The organism is Streptomyces sp. NBC_00459 (assembly GCF_036013955.1).
GTDB lineage: Bacteria > Actinomycetota > Actinomycetes > Streptomycetales > Streptomycetaceae > Streptomyces.
In genome coordinates this window covers 80,778-101,937 of sequence record NZ_CP107903.1, presented here as the reverse complement: position 1 = coordinate 101,937, position 21,160 = coordinate 80,778, and the positions used below count along the sequence as shown (strand labels likewise).

The following is a 21,160-nucleotide window of genomic DNA, read 5'->3' as shown; positions in this document are numbered from 1 at the left end:
ATCAGTTGTTCCGACAGTCGTCCAGGGCCCGCAGTGCCTCTGCCGCCGCCTCGCGTACGAAATCGTCTGGGTCCGATTCCAGGGCGGTGAGCCGGTCGCGCAGCCGCTCCTCGCCCGGAGGGAGCGTGCCCGTCTCATCCACCCAGTGGGTGATCCCCTCTGCGGCGGCCTGGCGCACCCACGGATGTACGTCGTCCAAGTGCCGTACGAAGAGCGGCAGATCGTGCGGCGTGCCGGCGTCCGCCGCATTGTGCGGGTCCAGGAGAGACAGCGCGGCGGCTCGGACAATGGGGGAGGCGGTCCGGTCCACCAGTTTCCGCAGACCGGGCAGGGCTTCCGCCAGACCCGTGAGGACCCTCTCCGTCACCCCGACCAGAGTGGGGGCGACGTCGAGACGGGTCACCAGCGCCCGGGCGACCGCCGCGCGTTCCCACGGCCGGAACCCGGGGTCCGCCATGGCATCCAGGCCACGGAGCGCACTTTCGTACACCTCGGGCGCGGCATGGTCCAGCAGGGGGAGCAGCAGCCACACGGCGTCCCATCTCCCCATCTTGCCGTAGGCCTTGGCCGCTGCCGCGAGTGTGGGGGCGTGCGTTGCCTGTGTGGTGAGTGCGGCCCGCAGGAGCTTCGTGGCGGTCCTGCCGCCGACGGATCCCAGGGCAATGGCGGCCGACGGGCCGGCCCGCTCGTCGCTCAGCCAGCGCGAGGCCGGATCCAGCAGCCGTTCGTCACCGGATCGCCCGAGCAGGGACAGCAGTTGTATGGCCATCTCCGGGTCCCGTTCCGCCTCCAGAGTCGCGAACAGCGCGTCCCGCACTTCCGGGCGCTTCACCCATGCGAGTCGGAAAGCCACGGCGCAGCGCACCTCGGTGGAAGGGTCCTCGGCCAGAACGCTCAGCAGCGACGGCAGCAGCCGTTCAGTGGGCTGGTCCGGCAGCATCAACAAGGCGCGCGTACGGACGGCGTCCCCGCCCCACTGGGCCGTACGGACCAGCTCCGCCTCGACGTCCGGGTCCTTGCGGAAGTCCCAGACCATGGCCCACGCCAGACCCGAGAGGCGGTGTGCCGGATCACCCATCAGCCGGACGAGCGCGGGAACATCACCGGGCACGCCAAGTTCCCGCAACGCCTCCAAGGCGTTGATCCGCAGGTGATGGTCGGGATCGCCGAGCAAACGCCCATAGGCATCCACGACCTCGCGGTCGCTCAACCCGAGCCGGATCGACGTCAAGGAGGCCCGCCTGCGCACCCACGGATCGTCGTCGTCCATCAGCGCGGGCAAGACCTTAGCCCCGGCCTCCGGGACCCCCAGCCTGCCCAGGCCCGCCGCCGCGCCTTCTCGCACCTCGGGCGCGGGGTCGGCGGCTGCCCGGACGAGCACCGCGGCATGCTCGGTGCCGCCGAGTTTGCCGAGCCCCTTCGCCGCTGCAGCCCGTCGCCAGGTGTCGCCCGTTTCCAGCTCCCTCAGGAAGAAGGCAACCTGATGCTCTGTCGTCATGTGCACCCCGGGAAGTAAGACTGCCGAACCGACGAGAGGTTGCACCGACGGACGCCCGCGAAATTGGGGGGTTAGTCCTGGCGGGCCTGAGTAGGGTCGGGGACTGGCGCGGTGGCTGCTGCTCAGTTTCCAGTCCCCGGCCCTACTCAGGCCCCAGCGGGTTCTGACGGCGATTCAGACGGCGATCCAGGCGGACACGGCGATGAGTGCGCGGGAGTCTCCGAGGTCGCTGGTTATCTAGGGCTGTCAAGCTCTGTTGCAGGGCAAGGTCATGAGCAGTGCAGAGGCACATGGAACATCGACCGGCACCGGGCCAGCTCGGCTCCGGCCGGATCGCGGGGCCCTGCCGCGGGCGGCGAGGCGGGGAGCGGGCCGGTGGTCGAGTGGACCGCAGTGGTCGGGGACGAAGTACTGCCGGAGCTTTGTCGCAAGGTGCTGGTGATCGTGCGGCCGGCGACTCGACCATGCGTACTGCGGTGGACATCACAGTCGGGTGCCTGGCAGCGAAGAGCCCCGCCCCCTTCCAAAGGGAGAAGCGGGGCCCGTGGCTGCAGTCGTTGGAGCATCCTGCGGGGTTCTAGTGTCCTGCGCCGGAGATCCGTCGGCAGAAGCGGGCGAGGGAGTCGAGAATCTCTTCGGCTGTCTTGGTCCAGATGAATGGCTTGGGGTCTTTGTTCCAGTCTTTGCCTCAGGCTCGGATGTCGGCTTCGAGGGCCTGGATGTTCTTGTGTGCGCCGCGGCGGATCATCTGGTGGGCGAGGTAGCCGAACCACCGCTCGACCTGGTTGATCCAGGAGGAGCCAGTCGGGGTGGAGTGCAGCTCGAACCGTGGGTGCTTGGCCAGCCAGGCCCTGATCGCAGGGGTCTTGTGGGTGCCGTAGTTGTCCACGATCAGGTGGATCTGTAGGTGTGCGGGGGACCTCCTTGTCGATCCGGATCAGGAACTTCTTGAACTCCGCTGCCCGGTGGCGGCGGTGCAGGGCGGTGATGACCTCGCCGGTGGCGACGTCGAACGCGGCGAACAAGGTGGTCAGGCCGTTGCGGACGTAGTCGTGGGTGCGCCGCTCGGGCATGCCCGGCATTATCGGCAGCACCGGCTGGGACCGGTCCAGCGCCTGGATCTGTGACTTCTCGTCCACTGAGAGGACCACCGCACCCTCGGGCGGGTTGAAGTACAGCCCCACGACGTCGTAGACCTTCTCCACGAACAACGGGTCCGTCGACAGGCCGCTGTGCTGGGCCATCGATTTCCGGGACCAGTGAGTGGCGCTCTTCGGGAGCTGCTCCAGCGTGGTGACCACGACCGCTTCGACCTGATCGACGCTGATGGTGGGCGGCCTGTCCGGCCTCGGCTCGTCGGTCGGACAGGCCAGCCGCTCGGCGAGGAGGTGCCGCCGCCGCTTGCAGACCGTGTCCGCGGTCACCCGAAGCTCCTGGGCGACCGCGACCATCGGCGGCACCTCCGACCCCGCACACGTCAGGACGATCCGTGCCCGCAGAGCCAGGGCATGGGCCGATGCTGCCCGACGCGTCCACCGCTCCGACACCGCCCGCTCCTCAGCGGACAGCAGCAACGGCACCAGCTTGGGGCCCCGACGAGGAACTGACGCGCCAGCAGCAGAAGTCACACACCAACTAACAATCAACTACTGGCGCAGGACGCTACGGCGTGACCGTCAGGACCGTGCGGCCGACTGTTTCGGAGCCGTCCGTGAAGACGGCCTCGCCGACGTACGGTCCGCTGTCCCGTACGGCGTCGGGCCAGGACACCGTCACTTCGGTGCGGTCGCCCGAGGTGACCTGTTGGGTGGCCGGGGAGACGATGGCGCGGACGGCCGGGTCGCCTTGGCCGACCTTCCAGGTGCGCAGGGTGTACTGCTGGCCGGTCGCTCCCTCGGGCAGCGCGTACTGCAGGACATACACGTCGTAGTCGCCCGGCGGCAGGTCGGCGTGTTCGTCGGATCCGGTACCGGGCCAGGGGCCGACGCGCGCGCCGTCCTTGTCGAAGATGTACAGGTCGATGTCGCTGCCGGCCAGGTGGTCGGCGGAGGTGATCGCGACCCTGGTGAACGGTGCGTCCGGCGGGACGTGCAGACTGGTCTTCGCCACGGCGTCCCCGGTGTGCGGATCGGCCCCGAAGTCGGACTCGTCGACGCCGGTGAGGGTGCCGGTGGTCTTCTCGGCGGCGTACAGGCCGGCCTTCGCGGTGAGTTCGCCGGTCCAGCCCACCCGGGTGGCGAGGGTGGTGGAGTCGGCCTCGGTGGTGACGTCGGCCGGTGCGTCGAAGCGGGCCGCGCGCAGGGTGACCGGGCTCGTCACCCGGTGACGGCTGTGCGCGTCGCTCCAGGTGAGGGTGCCGTTCGACCAGGCGTCGTAAGGAGCCGTCGTCCGGGTGAACTTCACCTGGTACGTGGCCGACTCACCGGGCCGGAGCGTGAGGCGTTGCGGGGTGACCCGGGCCTTGTAGCCGGGCGGCGTTTGGAGAGTCGCCCGGTAGGTGGCGGTCTCGGCGGCGACGTTGGTGACTGTACGGGTCACCGTCTGGGCGCCGAAGACGTCCCCGACGGAGATGGACGGGTAGTTGAGATCGCTGGGGTCGGTCTTAGGTGCGGTGGCGCAGGCGTCGATGCCGTCGCCGGCCGCCGGCAGGGCGTCGAGGGCACAGAGGTACGCCGTCCAGTCCTGGGGAGTGGAGTCGTACACGAGGCCGGGGTCGGCCGCCCGGGTGATCCGGGGGGTGCCGGAGCCGTAGTCGAGCGGGCCCGCCGTGATGAGCTCGGTCTCCTTCGCGGGGTCGGGCATGCGGCTGATGGGCTTGCCCTGGTTGTCGGTCGTGGTCGCCGTCGTCATCAGCGCCGACTTGACCTCCATCGGCGACCAGTCGGGGTGCAGTTGCATCAGCAGCGCGGCGAGACCGGCGATGTGAGGGGTCGCCATCGAGGTACCGTCCATGAAGCCGAACTCGCCCTGGTATCCGGCGAATCCACCGGGCACGGTGCCCGCGGCGATCAGGTTGCCCGGCGCGGCGATGTCGGGCTTGAGCAGGTCGCCGCCGCTGAACGGGTCGGGGCCCGAGGAGGAGAAGTCGGTGATGACCGGGGCGCGGACGTGCTTGCTCGCGGTGGGGGTGAGGGCGGCGGTGGCGCCCGCGGTCGCGGCGTACTTCTTCAGCGTCTCCCGGTCCCCGGGACCCACCATGATCATGGGGAACTGCCAGTTGCCGGCGATGTCCTGGTAGCTGATCGGCGTGTTGGCCAGCACCGCGGCCGCGGCGCCGGACTTCCGCAACTCGTCGATCCTGCCGTCGAAGTCGAAGCCGGTGCCACCCCGGTCACAGATGACGATCTTCCCCTTCGCCAGGTCCGGGTCCAGCGTGCCCGGTGCGCAGTACTCGGCCTGCGCAGCGTCCGGCCTGCTGACGTCCGTGGCGTTGACGAGCGGCGCCCGGGAGACACCTTCGGAGAAGGCGGGGGTGGTGACGCGGCGGCCGTCGCCGAGGACCAGCGTCGCCTCGTAGCCCGTGTCGTGGGTCTCCGCGGCGACCGTGGTGATCCACGGGGCGGTGTTCTCCACCGTGTCAGGGCCGCCGTTGCTGGCCCCGGCGGAGACGAAGACGCCCGCCTTCGCGGCGTTGAACATGGCCTCCACCGACGACGGGTCGGTCAGCGTGCCGCCGATGGAGAAGCTGATGACGTCCACGCCGTCCGCCACGGCGCGGTCGATCGCGGCGAGATTGTCCGCGCCGCCGCAGCCGCCGCTCCAGCACGTCTTGTAGAAGGCCAGCCGAGCCGCCGGGGCCAGGCCGCTGAGCGCGCCGCTGACGTTGGTGCCGGGAATCGACACGGGGGTCTTGTAGTCGCCGGCGATCGTGGTGCCGATGTGGGTGCCATGGCTGTGCATGTCGAGCGGCGAGGGGACGTCGATCGGCTGGGGGTCCGGCACCTCGGCACGGAACCAGGCGGCGCCGATCACCTTGTTGTTGCAGGTGACCTTGTGGGCGGGGTCGCTGTCATCGCCCTCGTCGCAGGTGCCGCGCCACTTCTTGGCGATGACGTCCGCGTCGGGGCGGGGTTCCGGGAGCGGGGCGAGCATCGGGTTCGTCGGGTCGAACGGGTCGATGACGCCGACGATCATGCCCTCACCGGCGTGCGTCGGGCCGCCGAGCGCGGACCAGAGGCCCTTGTTGCCGCTGAGACCGAGGAAGCGCGGTACGTCAGGTGGGCTCGCGGGGGTTGCCGAGCCTGAGGTGGCTGACCTCTCGGGCGCCTGCGGCGCGGACCCCGTTCGGGCTCGGGCTGGGGCTTGGACGCCGTCGCCGGACCCGGGAACCCGGTCCCCGGAAACCCGGTCCGACAGTGCGGGAACGGGCGTAGGCACGGGTACGGGCAGGACCGGCTTCTCCACCTTGGAGCGGGTCACCGACACCACGCCGGGCGTCGTTGCCAGCTTCGCCGCCTGCCTGCCGGTGAGGCGGGCCGCGAATCCGTTGAACGTGTAGTCGTAGTCGTACAGCTTCTCGGCGCCCGGTACGGCGTCCAGTGCCTCGCCCCGGCGCTGGTCGAGGTGGCGCAGGTAGGCCTTGACGGCGCCCGTGCCGGGGTCGAGGCGCCGACCCGGGACCGGGGCAGTGCGCATCAAGCGGGACAGTCCACCCCGGTACGCGGCGACCGGAGCGTCGGCGAGCTTCACCACGTAGGTGGCGGCGGCGCCGTCGTGGTCGTCATCGGCGGCGTACGCGGATGACGTGCCGGTCAGCGTGAGCGTCGCGGTGAGGAGAGGAGCCAGGAGCACGCCGAGTGTCCGGGAAGGTCCGTGAATTCTGTAGGTCAACTCTGGATCCAGTTAGGTCGTTTTGGAGTCGAGTACTTCCCCCTGGACCTCAATGTCACAGACATCCCACTGAAAATAATCTTGAAATCTCAATCGTTAAGGTACGTGCACACCTTCTTCACCGAAGCCGGTCGGAGACCTCAAATAGAAGAGGTTGCCCCACAGGCCTCGGTCCACCTCGGCTTCACTCTGTCGGGAGGCTTGAACTCTCTCGCCGCGACGGCATGTTCAGCGAACCTGCTCGGGGCTGTTTCGCAGGCGGACGCAGTCGGCGAGGTGTCCGTTGTCGCTCCGCCCCCGTTCCAGTGAGCAATGCCCGTCTCCGACCGCGCAGATCGGGCAGGCGGGCAACCCGGGCGATACGACCGCGATGCGGGTGAGAAACCGCCTCGGCGAGTTGCGGTGCGACGAGAACGTCACCGGCTGGTACCCGCGCGGCGGACACCCGGGAATCTTCCCCGCCCAACCGGCCACCGCGCGTGTGCTGCAGTTCTTGGTCTGCCTGTCGGACCGGCAGGGGGCCGAGGCGGTGCGTTGCCACATCGATTCACGTACGCCCCGGCCATGGAGCTGGACGATCGGCGGTTCGCTCAGGCACAGTCCTCGTCCGTGACGGAACGGTCCTGCGTGCGGATCGCGCCGGCCGGGAATCCGCCCTTGTCCAGTACGTCGCCCGTCGCGGCCATGGTGAACCCGGACGAGGTGATACGGATGCTGCCGTTGCCCCGCCAGCCGTTCTCCTTCGTGACCGCGTCGGGAGTGATGGTGGTGAAGTTCTCGATGACCGCGACCGGGGTGCTGGTGACGGTCCGCAGCTGCGGCAGTCGCTCAAGGAAGGCGACGGTACGTGGCGGTACGTTGATCGTGTCGGTCTTGGCCTTGATGACCTCCTCGCCGAAGGACCATTCGGTGGTCACCTCGGCGCCTCCGCCGAACGAGAACACCTCCTTGATGATGCTGAGGTTGAAGTCGGCGCTGACGCTGACGCTGTGGGTGACGCTGCTGCTGGTCGACAGACTCTGGGTGATCTGCTGACCGGCCTCGACGGCGTTGCCGCAGTTGATGATCAGGTCGGAGGCGTCGGTCGGGGCGCCCACCGAGGTCTTCACACTGGTCACCGGGTATTCGCAGTGCGCGGAGACGCGGGCGAGCGGTGGTGTGCCCGCCGGGGTCTTGCCCGGGTCTCCGGCACCGTTCGCCGTGTCCGGCGTCACCTCCCCGGTGTTCAGGTTGATGAAGACGGAGACGACGTCCTGGAACGGCAGGTCCGAGGTCGGACCCGGGCAGATGGCCGCCATCAGCTTGTCGGTGTCGAAAGTCTCGGCACCTTTGAGCTGGAACGGTGTGGAAGCCGGCGGAGGCACGAGGGCAGCCATCGCGGCCGGGACGGCGATCGCACCTCCCACAATGGCGACGACCGAGCCGAGGCCGATGGCGACGGTCCTGGAGCGCTTCTTCTTGCGCGCGTGTCCTGTTGTCATGGGCTTACCGTCCTTGGATGAAGGCGAGCTAGGGTTCTCGCCTTCGCCCATCCTCACCACGGGCGAGGGCATCCCGACAGGGTCAAATATCCCTACTCATGGGTTTCCCTTTGGAATCCCATTACCCGGCGATGGGGCGGACGACCCCGGTGAACAAGGTCGCATACCGCGACAGAAGGAGGAGGAACGACTGCCTCCATCGGTCCACATCCACCGGCGTCGCGGCGCCGGCTGAGCACCACGGCCAGACCGGTTTCGGGTCTCGGTCGCCCAACAGGTGCTCGGCCTGAAGTCGCACCAACGTGCCGTGCAGGACGGGCAGTTCCTCTTCCGTGCGCTCCAGCCGCGGGCCACACCGACGAGCACGACCGGCAGGTCGGCCAAGGCGTGGGAGCAGGTGACGCCGTAGCCGGTGTCCATCACGATCAGGATCTCCGGACCGCCCGGTCTCCAGTGCCCGCGGCTTGCGTCAACCGCTCGACGAAGTCCCGCAGTTGGGCGGTAGTGACGAGCATCGCGTCGGCGGCCGGTCGGTCCCAGGTGCACGGCGCCCAGCGGCGCAACCCAGGAGGTGCGACCAGTCGATCGGGGTCTTCACCGGCCCACCTCTGACTGAGCGTTTGGTCCGGTGATTGACGTTTGGGGGCCGGGGGTACAAGGGCACCGGCGCCGGTCAGGTTCCGCGCCAGTTCAGAGTGGCTTCGTCGGTGAGGCGGCGGGCCATGAGGTCGATCATCGCGAGGTGGATCATGGCTTCGGAGCGGTGTGGGTGTCTTTCGTAGTCATGGGCGAGGCGTCGGTGGTGCATGAGCCAGCGATGCTCCGTTCGATGGTCCACCGTCTCGGAATGACCTTGAACCCTTTGGTGCCGGGCTCGCGTTGGGCGGGGTGGACGTCGATGCCGAGCCGGGCTCGTGGTCGATGGCCGTGGTGCGGTAGCCGGCGTCCACCCAGGCCTTGCGCACGCTGGGGTGGGTGGCGGCGATCCGCCGGGACAGTAGCGTCACGCCGGCCGCGGTGTCGGAGAGGCTGGCAGCGATGACCAGCACGGTCAGCAGCAGGTCGAGGGTGTCGCAGCCCAGGTGGCGCTTGCGTCGGTTGATCCGTTTCCCGGCGTCGGTGCCCTGGTCGGCGAGGTGCACGTTGGCGGAGGTCTTCACGGTCTGGGAGTCCAGCACGCAGGCGGACGGCTCGGTTCCACGGCCCTCGGCCTTGCGGACCGGCGTCGCGGCACGCCGGTGAGCTGCTCGACACACTGTCTTGCTGCCACTTGGCGAAGTAGCCGTAGACCGTGGCCCACGGGGCGAAATCGTGCGGCAGGTAGCGTCAGGGGGCATCGATGCGGTCCACGTAGAGGATCGTGTTCATGATCTGCCGCAGATCGTGCACGGGCGGGCGGCCGATGTCCAGGGCGTCACGGCGGCGCCGGGCCCGCCAGGGGGTGAGTACGGGTTCGATCAGCTCCCAGCGCTCTTCGGACAGATCGCTGGGGTAACCGTCGCGCGGGGTCGTGTTTCCGATGTACCGCGCGGTGACCGACCCGGCCAGGGGGCAAAAACCAAGGAGCCGGGCCGGGCCGGGTTGGGATGAGACAGGAGACGCCGGAACGAGACAACCCTCGACTGACGCGCCGCAACCCAGCCACTCAGTGGCCCCTCCTGCCTCAATCCACTGGAGCCACTAAAACGTAATGTATCTACATGAAACAGCACCAAACCCTCAGCAAGGGGTAGGCATGCGGCCGCATGCCTACGGGGGAGGATCTATCAGGACACTCCCGGGTCCGGGAACGTGAAGGTGGAGGTGGAGCGGCTGGTAGCGAGGTTCCATAGCCGGGCGGTTCCGTCGAAGCTGCAGGTGGCCAGGGTTTTACCGTCGGGACTGAACCGTACGTCGGCGATCTGGCCCGTATGGCCGCCCTTGAGGGTGGCGATGATGCGGGTGGTGGCGACTTTCGACAGGACGACCGTCCCGTCGTATTGCCCGATGGCCAGGGTCTTGCCGTCAGGGCTGAACGCCACCTCGGACACTCCACTGTTGCTGTCTCCGACGGTGGTGGTGCGGCCGCCGGCCATCTCCCGCAGCGTGACGGTTCGTGAGCCGTACGGGGCGATGGCCAGGGTCTTGCCGTCCGGGCTGAACAGCACGGAACCGACAACGGCGTCGAAGCCGGTGATGGTGCTGATGGAGCGGCCGGTGGCCGCGTTCCACAGGCCGACGGTTTCGTCGAAGCTACCGCTGGCGAGGGTCTTGCCGTCCGGGCTGAACGCCACCGAGTTGATGCGGCCGGTGTGGTCGGTGATCGTCACGAAGTTGGTGCCGGTGGCGACGTTCCACAACCGGACCGTCTGGTCCACGCCGCCGCTGGCGAGGGTCTTGCCGTCAGGGCTGAACGCCACCGCGGTGGCTGCGCTACCGCCGGTCCCATCGGTCGCGGTGTTGTTGGTGTGGCCGATGAGTGTCGTGGTGATTCGACGAGTGGCGATGTCCATGAGTCGGATCGCGTTGTCTCCGTGGGCGGTGGCCAGGGTTGTGCCGTCCGGGCTGAAGGCCATCGAGTAGACCCCGCTGTCGTCCGTATTGGTACGGACAGCAGCGGTCCGCCGACCGGTGGTCACATCCCAGAACAGGACGACCGGTTCGAGATAGCTGGCGGTGACCAGCTTCTTTCCGTGAGGGCTGAACAGCACCGAGGTGAACGGGTCGGGTGCCTCGGGCTTGGCCGAGTCGGTGCCTTTGCCGGAGTCGTACAGAACGACCATGGTGGGGATGCCGGCGGCAGTGGTGGCGGCGAGCGCGCCCAGCAGGACCGTGCGGCGCGGGATCCGTCTCCGTGGTTCGTGGGCGGGGGAGTCCGGCTGTGGTTCGGGAGCCGATGTATCGGGCGGCCCAGCCGCGGGTTCGGGTGTCTGGGGCACCGGCTCTGGTGCGTCCGTCACCGGCTCGGATGTCTCGGAGGCGGGAGTGGTCGGCGGTTCGCTCGGGGTTGCTGACGATTCGCCGGGCCTCTCGGGGGTTTCGCCCCTCGCCTCCCGCGGCTCGGGCCGGATGTCCCGCAACTGTGCGATGGCGGCAGCGGATACGAGTCTGCTGTCGTCGTCGGTGAGACGCCGGATCTCCTCGTGGACCCGGCCGCGGACGGTGTCGTTGCCGATCCGGAACAGACGGGTGAGGCCGTCCAGGGCAGCGAGCCGGTCGGTGGCGATGGGACTGTCGATCGCATTGCTCAGATAGGTCGGCAGTGTCCAGTTGATGTTCCTGGCGATGACGGTGCGGCCTTCGACGTTGTCCTGCTTCTTGGGCCGCTGCTGGGGCATCTCCTGTACGACGCGGTCGTGCACGTAGCTGTACAGCTCGTCGATGGTGATGTCGCCGTCGCCGTCGAGGTCTGCGCTGCCATCGCGGAGGCCCGCAACCAGGTAACGGGTGAACACCGACTGCACGGCTTCGCCGTGTGCCTGGTTGCCCTCGAAGGAGTACTGGGTGGCGTCGGAAGCGGTCAGCACCGTACGGCCCCGGCCCTGGAAACGCTCCAGCGCGTGCACCGCGGTGTCGGCCTTGGCGATCCGCCCGGCGGGGAAGGCCCCGCTGTAGCAGCAGTCGAGGATCAGTACCTTCTGCCGGGACATGCAACCGGACATGGCCTGGTCGATCTGTTCGGCGGGCAGCGCGGTGAACAGCAGGCTGTCGCGGCGGGTGTTGGTCATCGCCAGGTACAGCCGACCGGCGTCGTCCTTCAGACCGTGGCCGGTGAAGTACAGCAGGGTCAGGTCGTCGCGTCGCCGGTCGCGATAGAAGTCGCCGATGGCCTCGCCGACCCGATGATGCGGTTCGTTGACCAGCGTGGTGACCTCGAACCCGGCGATGGCCGGGTCGCGCAGCACTGCGGCGAACGCCTCCGCGTCGTGCGCCGGAGCGGTCAGTTGCCGCAGTCCGGTGTCCCGGTAGTCGTAGGTGGCGATCAGCAGCGCCAGCCGGCGGCCCATCGCTAACTGCCGGTGTGGCGGCGGATGTACGCGGCGACCAGGTCCCGGCGCTCGGCGTCGGACGCACGCTCCAGTTCGATTGTGTCGCCGTCGATGGTCACCGAGACGCGATGCCGAGCGGAGGACCGATCGAGCCAGTCACGCACGGTCTCGATGAGGGCGGTGAACACCCCACCGGACGCGCTGAACGCCACGACGATCGCCCCCAGCGCGAGTGGATCGGTGCCCTTCGCACCGTCAGGAGCCGCGTCGGCGGGGCCGGGGCGGACCGAGTCGACGTCGAGCCCGGCGATCTCGGCCCGCAACTGACGCACGGGCAACTCGGCGGCCTCCGCGTCCAGTTCCGGGTCGGGGGCGATGACCAGCAGCGCCTCCATCACGCCGACCGACTGGCCACCTCTCATCGCAGCGTCGTCTTGCATATGTCCCCCGTCGGCGAGTTGTCTCAGTTGTATCCCACAGTGTGGCTGCCTCCGGCTGCCGGCGGCAGCCCTCCCTTGCAACTGAACCAACTGTCGACGACCTTGCCCTTGCCGAATACGTCGTCCACGCAGGTGGGATCGGGTTTGGGCGTTGGCCGGGGCCGAACGAGTCGCCGGTATCGCGGGGCGCCGGTTGGCGCGGGATGATGATCGGTGGTGCTGCTGTGACCGGCGTACCTGGGGGTGGCGACCGCGTTCACGTTGGTGCGACTGCTGCCGATGAGCGACCGGGAGAATGATGTCGAGATCCTCGCTCTGTGCCACCAGATCGGCGTTGTGGAACGGCAGCTGAACGGGCAGCAGGTCCGGTTCCACGCGAGTGAGCGGGCGCTTTCGGCGTCGCTCCTCCATGGCCTGCCACGGGAAGTGCTGCGCCGGATGCGGCTGTGGGTGCGGCCGGACACGGTACTGCGCCGGCACCGTAACGTCATTGCCCGCCGGCACGCTGTCCAGTCCCGGCGGGCTCGCACACCCGGGTGCGTGTGGCTCACAAAGGCTTCTTGGCCGTTGTGAGCCTGTTGTTCAACCCCGTAAGGGAGTGACTGATCGCCCCAGCCGAAAGCCCAGGGCCGGATAGGTGCTGGTCGTGTGCTGGGGGCGGCTTGCTTCTACCGTGGCGGTGGCAGTGGGGGTGCTGTCGGATGTGTACCGGGCGCGGGGGCAGCCGAAGCGTCCGGTGGAGCGGGGCCGGCTGAACGAGGACGTTGCGCCTGCCGAAAGCCTCATCCGCCCAGTTCAGGCGGCATGATGGTGTTCGTGGGGGATGCCGCCAAGTCGTTGGCGTCGTCGTATGTCGAGGTGGGTGATCTGCTCCGGATCGCTGATCGGTATCGGCAAGGGGCGTAGCGGGCGGGTGTGGACGATGCCTTGATGGGGCCGGTGGGGGTTGTGGAAGTCTTCGAAATCGCGTAGCGCGTGGAGCAGGTGTCGCTGGTTCCAGATCAGGGTGCGGTCCAGCAGCGCGCGCCGGGAGGTCTGCACCCAATGCTCATGATCGAGTTCATGCGCGGCCTCCGTGCTCCGCTGAGTGCTGCCTCGATCCTTGCATGGTTGAGGACGGTGTCGAACAGGGCGGGAAACTTCCGGTCCCGGTCCCGGATCAGGAACCTGGCCCGGCAGCCGGCGTCTTCGAGGTCCATGACGAGGTTCTTCGCGGCTTGCGTCACCTAGGATGCGGTGGGGTGCGCAGTGGCGCCGAGGATCCGGATCCGCCGGCTGGCGTGCTCGATCACCGCAAGTACATACAGCCGCGCCCGGACAAGGTGATCGTTTCCAGGAAGTCGCACGCCAGCAGAGCGTCGGCTTGGGAGCGCGGGAAGTTCGCCCACGTGCTCGTAGCGCGTTCGGGTGCCGGGTGCACCCTGGCTTCCAGGAGGATCTCCCAGACGGTGGAGGCTGCCACCCTGACGCCCAGAACGAGGGGTTCGCCGTGGATGCGGCGATATCCCCAGTTGGAGTTCTCGCGGGCGAGCCGCAGCACCAGCAGACGGATGGAGCGCACGGTCCGCGGCCTTCCCGGGCGCTTGGGCCGCGAGCGCGCAGCGTGGCGGCGTGCGACCAGATCGCGGTGCCAGCGCAGCACCATGTCCGGACACACCATCAGCCGTATGCTGCGCAGCACCTGTGAGGACGGGCGGTGCAGCAACGCCGCCAGGAACGCGCGATCGCTCGGGGAGAACCGAACCTTCTCGCCGCCGAGTTGGCGCTCCAGCACCGTTGTCTGATGCCGGAGGGCGAGGAGCTCCGTGTCCTTGCCGTGGTCGCTCATCGGCAGCAGGCGCAGCAGGGCGAACACGTTCGGCACACCCAGATAGGCCAGTCGCGGCAGCACGACCAGCCATCATGCCGGGGTGATCGCCAGCCGCGCGAGAGTACCGATTCGAGCGTCCGTGCCCGAGAACCCGCGCATCCCGCACACCGGCTCCCACCTCGGCGGATGAGGTATTCGGCAAGGGCGACCTGGTCACAGACCGCCTGGACGTCACCGGCGCCCGCTGGGGCCTCTCCGGAGCTGAAGCTGTGCTCAAGCTGCGTGCCGTCCGCGCCAACGGCGACTTCGACACCTGCTGGACCTGGCGCCAGTAGCAGGAATTCTTCCGCAACCACCAGACGCGCTACCGCGACCAGGCCATACCCACGGCCTGATCAACAGCACCTTCATTGGATCTACACCCAACCGCGTTTCGCCAGGCCGACGCGCCCGCCTGGGAGTTGGTAAGCCACTCAAGGGATCAGAGCGGCGATCAATAGGGTAAGGGGCAGGAAAATTAGGGGAGTTGCCATCACCCAGCCCATGCGCGAGGACGTTTTCGCACCGACAAGGATGCAGAACGCTGCCATGAGGAGCACGTAGAAGAAGAATGCAAAGATTATGATGCCTGCGCCCACGATGTCCTCCTAGTGGTGCCTGCCGCGTGTTCGCGCCAGCTGCTGCACGGTCGCCCGCACAGAGCTATTTGAACACGTTCAACTTTGATCGGTGTTGTTACGGCCCGGGATGCGTCGCGGGCACGAAAGCGTGCGCACGTGTGCGAGTGGATGTGTGCAGCGAGACGTGACGGTAGGACGGGAGGCCGGCGATGGTTTCCGGGAGGGTCCCGACGCGTGCCGCGTGGCGGGCGTGGCGCGGTTTCAAGCTCACGCGGTGCACGCGTGAGGGCGCGCCCCGGCACGGGTGGGCGCGGCGGGTGCGTCACGGCCCGTGTCACCGCGTCGGTAGTCGGCGCTCGGCGCGCCTTCCGAACCCTGCCCTGACTTGCCCCTCTGCGTGTGTTCGGGGGTAGGTCCGGTACGACCTGTCGATCCCCTCGCAGCGTGGAGACGGTTTACGCTGCTTGCTGCCGGACTTACTGAACCCAGTACTGCTGCTCGAAATCCACCGGGCTGACGAAGTCGCACGTGCTTTGGATCCTCCGGGTGTTGTAGAAGTCCGTGGTCCACGTAGCGATCTTCAGCCGGGCCTCGCTGCGGCTGGCGAACCGGTGCCGGTGTACGTACTCCGTCTTGAGCACGCTGTTGAACGCCTCCGAAACGGCGTTGTCGAAGCTGATCTGCTCACGCAGCTGCCGGGCCTGGCCCAGCACCTCGGCCCGCCTGGCCTCCAACGCCTCCATCAACGACGGCACACCACACCCACCCTCGCCCAGCACCCGCACGCCTCACGGCGGGCTCGACCCCGGCGACGGTAGAAGCCGGTACGACCAGCCACCCCCCCGAACCTCTGCGAATCACCACAACTAGGCACCCCCAGAAGATCTGCACCCTTCGTCGTTCGCGGACGCCACCATCGCCGGCCGAGCCGGCGACAACCCCCGCCGCCCGTCAACTGGATACCAGTCGGCGAAATGTTCATCGGTGAACAGCTCGTCCAACCGGTCACGCACCCACATGGCCGCTGTGCCCCGTGGATTGCTCGCCCGCGCCATCCGTACCGTCAACGGCGGAATCGTCCGCCCCGACCCTGAACCCATCGACATCGCGGCCACCCCTCCGACCGCTCGAACCACCCCGCCCAGACCAGCGCAGCACACCGCACCGATCCACACGCCAACCACGACATAACTTCACTCCACCGAGTGAAGATCACCAACAGCACAGATCTTGGGGAGCGGTCGCGGAGGGCGACGGTGGCGTTCGATTTGCAAGGAATGATTACGAATCCCGCCAGCCCTAGTTGGTTGGACGAAGGACCTTCGCCGGAACGGGCACTGGCTCCTGCCGCCTCGCCAGCAGCCATGCCCGCGCCGGGCGGCGGTGTACGGGTGGAGGCGGTCCGCGCCGAGGGCGGCATGTTGGTCGGCGCGTTCGCCGAAGCCGCCTTCGCCTCACGCACCCTGCACCTGGCACCCGGCGAGGGACTGCTGCTGTACACCGACGGGCTGACCGAGGCCCGCACCGCCGACGGTGACATGCTCGCCGACACGGGTCTGACCGACTTCCTGGCCCGACGGCCCGCGCCGGTCAGTGCCGGCGCCCTGATCGACGACACCGTCGCGCTCCTGGACACTCTCCCCGACACCGAACGCGACGACGTGGCCCTGCTGGCCCTGTCCGTCCCCACCCCCGATGCCGCTCCCGCCGGCATCACCACCACCGCCCACAGCGCCGCCGCCCCGACCGCCGACGTCTCCGTCGGGCAGGAGAACCCACGCCCATGACCGACGCATTCCACATCGACGTCCCGCACACCGACGGTGCCCTGGCCGTGATCGCCCTGTCCGGCGAGTTCGAGTTCCCGCTTCCGCAGCCAGGCGATCTCTGTCGCGTCCTGGAGGTCCCAACCTTGGGAGCGGGGCGGGAAGCCCGGCGCCAGGCGTTCTCACCGGGTCGTCCTCGCCCACCTTGAGCTCTGGTCGTGATCTGTTTGTGGACAGCGGTCATGGAGAGGGGCTGGCTGGGTCACAGACCCGAAGTCGTTGAAGGGTTGGATGTGCCCGAGTCCGTGCCGGGGTGAGGTGCGGCTCATGATGTCGAGCAGTTCTCGTGGTGTCCGGCCAGAGAGGGTCCTGAAGTCGCGGTACATGTGGGACTGATCGTAGTACCCAGCCCGGCTGGCCAGGTCGGCCAGCGAGTCTGTCAACGGCCACTCAGTTCTCCCCGGAGGCGGCCAGTAATTCTCCCCGCTGGCGGCCAGTAGATCTTCCCCAACCGCGGCCAGATATCTCCCCGCTGTTGGTGGGTGGATCAGCGCAAGGGGATCACCCCCTGACCGCTGGTGGCCTGGTTGAGCCGGAAGGAATCACCTTGGGTGACCACCACGTGAGCGTGGTGCAGGAGCCGGTCCACGGTCGCGGTGGCCAGGGTCTTGGGCATGATCTCGTCGAAGCCGGAGGGGTGGAGGTTGCTCGAGACGGCCAGCGCCCGCCGTTCGTAGGCGGCATCGACCAGCCGGTAGAAGCCCTCGGCGGCATCGGGTGAGACCGGCAGCAGTCCGATGTCGTCGACGATGATCAGGTCGGTCCGGATCAGCCGGGCCATCGCTCTGGCCAGGGAGTCGTCGGCTCGGTGGCGGCGGACGAGGGCTCCGAGGTCTTCGATGGTGAACCAGGCGACGGTCATGCCGGCTTCGATGGCGGCCTGTCCCAGGGCTTCGGTGAAGTGGCTTTTGCCCGTGCCCGAGGGTCCGCAGATGCAGAGGTTCTCCTTGCGGGTGACCCACTCGAGCATCTTCAGCGAGTCCTGGGTCGGCCGGGGAATTGAGGAGGCGGTCTCGTCCCAGTCGCCGAAGGTCTTGCCCGCGGGGAACCCGGCCCGCTTGCGGCGGGTGCGGAGGTTCGCGGCGTCCCTGCCGGCAGCCTCTTCGGACAGGAGGACGCGGACGACCTCGGCGGGGTCCCAGCGTTGGGCCTTCGCGGTGGGGATCAGGTCGGTCAACGCCCTCCGGATGTGCGGGAGTTTCAGCCGCCGGGTCAGCTCGATGGCCTCGGCGAGGGGATCGCCGTGGGTGCCGGTGACGGTGCGGATCGGGGTGGCCATCAGTGCTCTTCCTTCTCGTCGGCGACGCCGAAGTTGGACCAGGCGGAGGTGCCCGGCTGGAGGCTGTGGTTCTCGGAAGGCCGCGTGGGTTCGACTGTCTCCAGGCCGACTTGGTAGGTGAGGATGCGGATCAGGTCGTTCTCCGCGAACCGTCCGGCGACCGCCGCCGAGCCCAGGGCCCGGTCGACATCGGCGGCGGAGTGGAGCTTGGCCAGCGCGACGGCCTCGGCCATCTTCGACTTGACCCTGCGGGCTCCGGCCGCGCCGGCCTCGATCAGCCAGGACGCCGCCCCGGGACCGAGCGCGAGGAAGGCCGCTTCCTCGGCCGAGTTGGCCTTCGGTGTCCGGTCGCCCTCCTTGTCTTCGCGGGGCGGGTAGTGCTCGTCCTTGATCTGCGGGCTGCCGGGAGTCGAGCGGTCGTGCCGGGCGACCTCGGCCGGCCCGTCGTCCGCGACGGCGGTGACGATCAGCTCGTCGCCGTTGAAACGGGCCCAGACCCGGGTGTCGACGAGTTGGTGCGGGACCGAATAGCGCACGCCTTCAACAGAGATGGTGGCGTCCCAGTTGACCCGTCTCGTGGTGCCGAACGCGACCGCGAACGGCTCCTTCGGCAGCGGGTGCAGCCGCTGCCGTTCCTCGGCGAGGGCCTCGGCGGGCTTGCGCCGGCTGGCCCGGTGGACCCGGTTGTTGACCTCGTCGCAGAAGTCGCGGCAGGCCGCCTCCAGATGTCCGAACGACCCGTACTGCTCGAGCAGGTTGGCGTCGGTGGGCACCAGGTCGGCCTTCGCGATGCGGACCGTGGCCTCGGATCCGCCCTTGGTTTCCGGGTCGGCCGGCAGACACGTACGGATGGTCAGCCCGTAGTGCCTGGCCACCTCGACGATGTCCGGGTTGCGGACCGCGATGTTCGCGATGTGCATCGTGGTGACCGTCTTCTCGTTGTCGGTCAGCGCATAGGCAGGCACCCCTCCTATTCGCCGCAGAGTGGAGTCCAGGCAGGCCACGATCGTCGGCAGGGTCTTGTCGAACACCGGGATGACGACGCGGAACCGGGACCAGGCCAGCCAGGCGCACCACAAGGAAGTACGGCGTCCGCCGATCCGCGGCCCTTCGCCCCAGTCCCACTGCAGCCACAATCCGGGCTCGGTGATCCACGGCCGATAGACCCGTCGCGATCCGGCCCGCAGGCTCGTCTTGACCTCCGCGACCACCCGCCGGGTGGTCCTTTCCCCGCCCGTGAAGCCCATCGCCGTGATCCGCCGGTGCACGACATCGGCACGGATCCGGCCGTGGGAGTTCACCACCAACTCCTCGATCTTCGCGAGGTATTCGTCGATCGGGCGGGCCCGGTGCTGCCGCTCGGTCGGGCTCTTGCCCTCGGCCCGAGCCTGCACATACCGGGCCACCGTGTGGTGGTCGCAGCCGGCCAGCTCGGCCGCTGCTCGGTAACTCCCCGTGAGGTCGTATGCCTCAAGGATCTCCATGATCTCCCTGCTGTTCTTCACACCGGTCAGCTTCGCCGACCGGTATCGGTCCAGGTCCGGGGAGATATATGGCCGTCCGTGGGGCAATCCTTGGCCAGGAATGGGGCGCTAAGTGGCCGCCTACGGGGAGTATCTACTGACCGCCGTCACGAGTCCAGGCCGCTCGGTGCCACCGCCAACGCCTGGTGGAACCTGATGATGCGGGAGAGCGTTTGAGCGGGCAGCCCGATGTGCTCGCGCAGCAGCCCCTGTATGCGGCGCTGACCGAGGCCAATGGCCAGGGCCAGGTTGGGTAAGGACACAGCGCCGCCACGATCACGCAGCAGGTTCCATGTCTGGGTGGCGGCAGGCGATGGAGGCGTTTCGCCGTGAAGTCGTCGAGTGAGCAGGGCGTCGAGAATTTGCCAACGGCGGGGCCAGCGCGATGCAGCGGCCAGCTGTTCGGTGGCGTTCGCCGCCCAGCCTTCCCCCATGATGTGGTCCGGGTCGATGACCGTCTTAGCCAGGTGGTGCAGCGGGAGGTTCAGGAGCCGGTACGCGCCGAGGGGCGTGAGTTCGATCTCGACGGCAGATGCGGATCCATTGAAACCCGCCAGCATGGGCGCGGTTTGCAGGCCTGCGATCATCGCAGGCCACCGACCGACGGCCGCTTGCTCTGGACCGGTGTGGATGGTCAGCGGCTGGCCCCAGCCCAGGAGGACGGTGACGGCTGCCGAGGGAAGGGTGACCCGTGCGGGCCGCGGGCCACCCATGTGGTGGCCTCGGTAGCGGATGACGATGCCGCGTAAGGACGTGGCCGGACGGCCGGTGTACTCGCCGGGTCGGTCGATCGGTTCGGTCATTGTTGATGTTCCCCCGCTGTGATTGCGTCTTCGTACAAGACTCCCGGTGGCAGGTGCCGAAGGCTAGAGCCTGCTCGGCCACCCGAACCCTGATCGAGTCGTCGTCTCAAGACCTGTCATCACCCCTGCTCACGTGCAGGAGCCTTCAAAACGTTGCTGCCTGCCTTCGTGGCGCCCAAGTCGAGACATCAGCAGCAATCCATGACACGAAATGGAAAGAGGTCACTATGAAAAGCAGATTGGCGAGGCTCAAGGCGATGCTCGCAGTCGCTGCGGCCGTTCTGGCTCTGAGCCTCGGTACCGGCGCCGCATCAGCCGGTACGCCGGGCTCTGTCAGTCCCTACGCAGCCCAGGCCAAGCAGGCAGGCCTCACCGCTACTCAAACAGCGGCGCTCCAGGACGAGGTAGACCGGTATCGCGCCCAGACAGGCGGAAAGCAGGTGGCCGCCAACGTGATCGACTTGGGTGGCAAGAACCTCATGTTCGTGGCTGTCCCTGGCGAAGCTCACCCCCGTGACATGACCAAGGGGGCCCTGGCTAACGTCTGCGACGATGTTGTTCCCTACGGATACTTCTGCGCCTACAGCGGCATCAACTTCACGGGCTCGTCGATCCCCATGTACAGCTGCGCCCGCTACAGGATCCCGTGGACGGCTAACGGGTCGTGGATCAACAACCAAACCACGGGTACCGTTGCCAACTTCTTGGACGACAGTGGCGTCTCGCGCTGGCACGACGGAGGTGCCCTCAGCTGGGACGACGATGCGCCTTGGTACTGGGTCCACTGGGTGAAGAACTGCTGAGTGGCGTCAACGGCGCTGTGAAGAGGGGCGCGGGTGCACATCGGCCATCGTCCCTCTTTCTCAGCGCCCCAGGCGCAGGGCCCTCGCCAGGAAGTTGTTGGGGCGTGTGCCGGGATGCCTGGCGTAGGCGGAGTACACCACCTGCCCGTCGACCACGAACCGGAGCACGCCGTTGCGGCGCCGTGGCCGGATCAGGTGCGGGCGGGTGCCGTCCAAGACGTAGTGGACCGCGGGATGGTCGCCGATGATGACACCTTCCAGGCCGCGCGGCCCTTCCTT

14 protein-coding genes and 3 pseudogenes are annotated in these 21,160 nt (G+C 68.1%); 3 read left to right on the top strand and 14 right to left on the bottom strand.

What is annotated here, in order from left to right; all coding sequences use genetic code 11:
- Position 1: 1 nt before the first annotated feature.
- From OHN74_RS00420 to OHN74_RS00375, 10 genes and pseudogenes are all read right to left on the bottom strand, one after another.
- Positions 2 to 1,498 carry a HEAT repeat domain-containing protein gene (locus OHN74_RS00420; RefSeq protein ID WP_327692459.1) on the bottom strand — a complete coding sequence of 499 codons (1,497 nt, stop codon included), beginning with the start codon at positions 1,496 to 1,498 and terminating at the stop codon, positions 2 to 4.
- A 577-nt stretch (positions 1,499 to 2,075) separates the two neighbouring features.
- Positions 2,076 to 3,126, bottom strand: a pseudogene (locus OHN74_RS00415) (IS630 family transposase).
- A gap of 34 nt (positions 3,127 to 3,160) precedes the next feature.
- Entirely contained in the window at positions 3,161 to 6,289 is a 3,129-nt protein-coding gene (locus OHN74_RS00410) for a S8 family serine peptidase (protein WP_327692458.1), read from the bottom strand.
- Between the two features lie 629 nt (positions 6,290 to 6,918).
- Positions 6,919 to 7,809 carry a hypothetical protein gene (locus OHN74_RS00405; protein WP_327692457.1) on the bottom strand — a complete coding sequence of 297 codons (891 nt, stop codon included), beginning with the start codon at positions 7,807 to 7,809 and terminating at the stop codon, positions 6,919 to 6,921.
- Positions 7,810 to 8,482: 673 nt separating this feature from the next.
- Positions 8,483 to 9,330 (bottom strand): annotated as a pseudogene (locus OHN74_RS00400) (IS5 family transposase).
- A gap of 245 nt (positions 9,331 to 9,575) precedes the next feature.
- Positions 9,576 to 11,795, bottom strand: a complete 2,220-nt coding sequence (locus OHN74_RS00395) for a caspase, EACC1-associated type (RefSeq protein ID WP_327692456.1) — start codon at positions 11,793 to 11,795, stop codon at positions 9,576 to 9,578.
- A gap of 2 nt (positions 11,796 to 11,797) precedes the next feature.
- Positions 11,798 to 12,217, bottom strand: coding sequence for an effector-associated constant component EACC1 (locus OHN74_RS00390; RefSeq protein WP_327692455.1), 420 nt, complete (start codon positions 12,215 to 12,217; stop codon positions 11,798 to 11,800).
- 795 nt (positions 12,218 to 13,012) lie between these two features.
- Positions 13,013 to 14,108, bottom strand: a pseudogene (locus OHN74_RS00385) (integrase).
- Positions 14,109 to 14,500: 392 nt separating this feature from the next.
- On the bottom strand, positions 14,501 to 14,665 hold the full coding sequence (locus OHN74_RS00380) for a hypothetical protein (RefSeq protein WP_327692454.1): 165 nt from the start codon (positions 14,663 to 14,665) through the stop codon (positions 14,501 to 14,503).
- A 458-nt stretch (positions 14,666 to 15,123) separates the two neighbouring features.
- Positions 15,124 to 15,402, bottom strand: a complete 279-nt coding sequence (locus OHN74_RS00375) for an IS3 family transposase (protein WP_327692453.1) — start codon at positions 15,400 to 15,402, stop codon at positions 15,124 to 15,126.
- A gap of 609 nt (positions 15,403 to 16,011) precedes the next feature.
- On the opposite strand from OHN74_RS00375, the gene OHN74_RS00370 reads away from it, so the two are divergent.
- Both OHN74_RS00370 and OHN74_RS00365 read left to right on the top strand, forming a co-directional pair.
- On the top strand, positions 16,012 to 16,434 hold the full coding sequence (locus tag OHN74_RS00370) for a SpoIIE family protein phosphatase (RefSeq protein ID WP_327692452.1): 423 nt from the start codon (positions 16,012 to 16,014) through the stop codon (positions 16,432 to 16,434).
- Positions 16,431 to 16,622, top strand: coding sequence for a hypothetical protein (locus tag OHN74_RS00365; RefSeq protein WP_327700465.1), 192 nt, complete (start codon positions 16,431 to 16,433; stop codon positions 16,620 to 16,622). Before OHN74_RS00370 ends, OHN74_RS00365 begins: the two co-directional genes overlap by 4 nt.
- A gap of 338 nt (positions 16,623 to 16,960) precedes the next feature.
- Here the strand turns inward: OHN74_RS00365 and istB are convergent, their stop codons facing one another.
- The 3 genes from istB to OHN74_RS00345 form a co-directional block, all read right to left on the bottom strand.
- Positions 16,961 to 17,752 (bottom strand): IS21-like element helper ATPase IstB, encoded by a 792-nt coding sequence (gene istB, locus OHN74_RS00355; RefSeq protein WP_266639805.1) that lies wholly within the window; start codon positions 17,750 to 17,752, stop codon positions 16,961 to 16,963.
- Positions 17,752 to 19,257, bottom strand: a complete 1,506-nt coding sequence (istA, locus tag OHN74_RS00350; RefSeq protein WP_327692450.1) for an IS21 family transposase — start codon at positions 19,255 to 19,257, stop codon at positions 17,752 to 17,754. The genes istB and istA overlap by 1 nt, the downstream gene beginning before the upstream one ends.
- 125 nt (positions 19,258 to 19,382) lie before the next feature.
- The gene (locus tag OHN74_RS00345; RefSeq protein ID WP_327692449.1) at positions 19,383 to 20,078 is read right to left on the bottom strand and encodes an AraC family transcriptional regulator; all 696 of its coding nucleotides are present in this window, start codon (positions 20,076 to 20,078) and stop codon (positions 19,383 to 19,385) included.
- Positions 20,079 to 20,305: 227 nt separating this feature from the next.
- On the opposite strand from OHN74_RS00345, the gene OHN74_RS00340 reads away from it, so the two are divergent.
- Positions 20,306 to 20,881: a hypothetical protein gene (locus OHN74_RS00340; protein ID WP_327692448.1), complete on the top strand. Its 576-nt coding sequence runs from the start codon at positions 20,306 to 20,308 to the stop codon at positions 20,879 to 20,881.
- A 60-nt stretch (positions 20,882 to 20,941) separates the two neighbouring features.
- Here the strand turns inward: OHN74_RS00340 and OHN74_RS00335 are convergent, their stop codons facing one another.
- Positions 20,942 to 21,097: a hypothetical protein gene (locus tag OHN74_RS00335; RefSeq protein ID WP_327692447.1), complete on the bottom strand. Its 156-nt coding sequence runs from the start codon at positions 21,095 to 21,097 to the stop codon at positions 20,942 to 20,944.
- Positions 21,098 to 21,160: the final 63 nt, after the last annotated feature.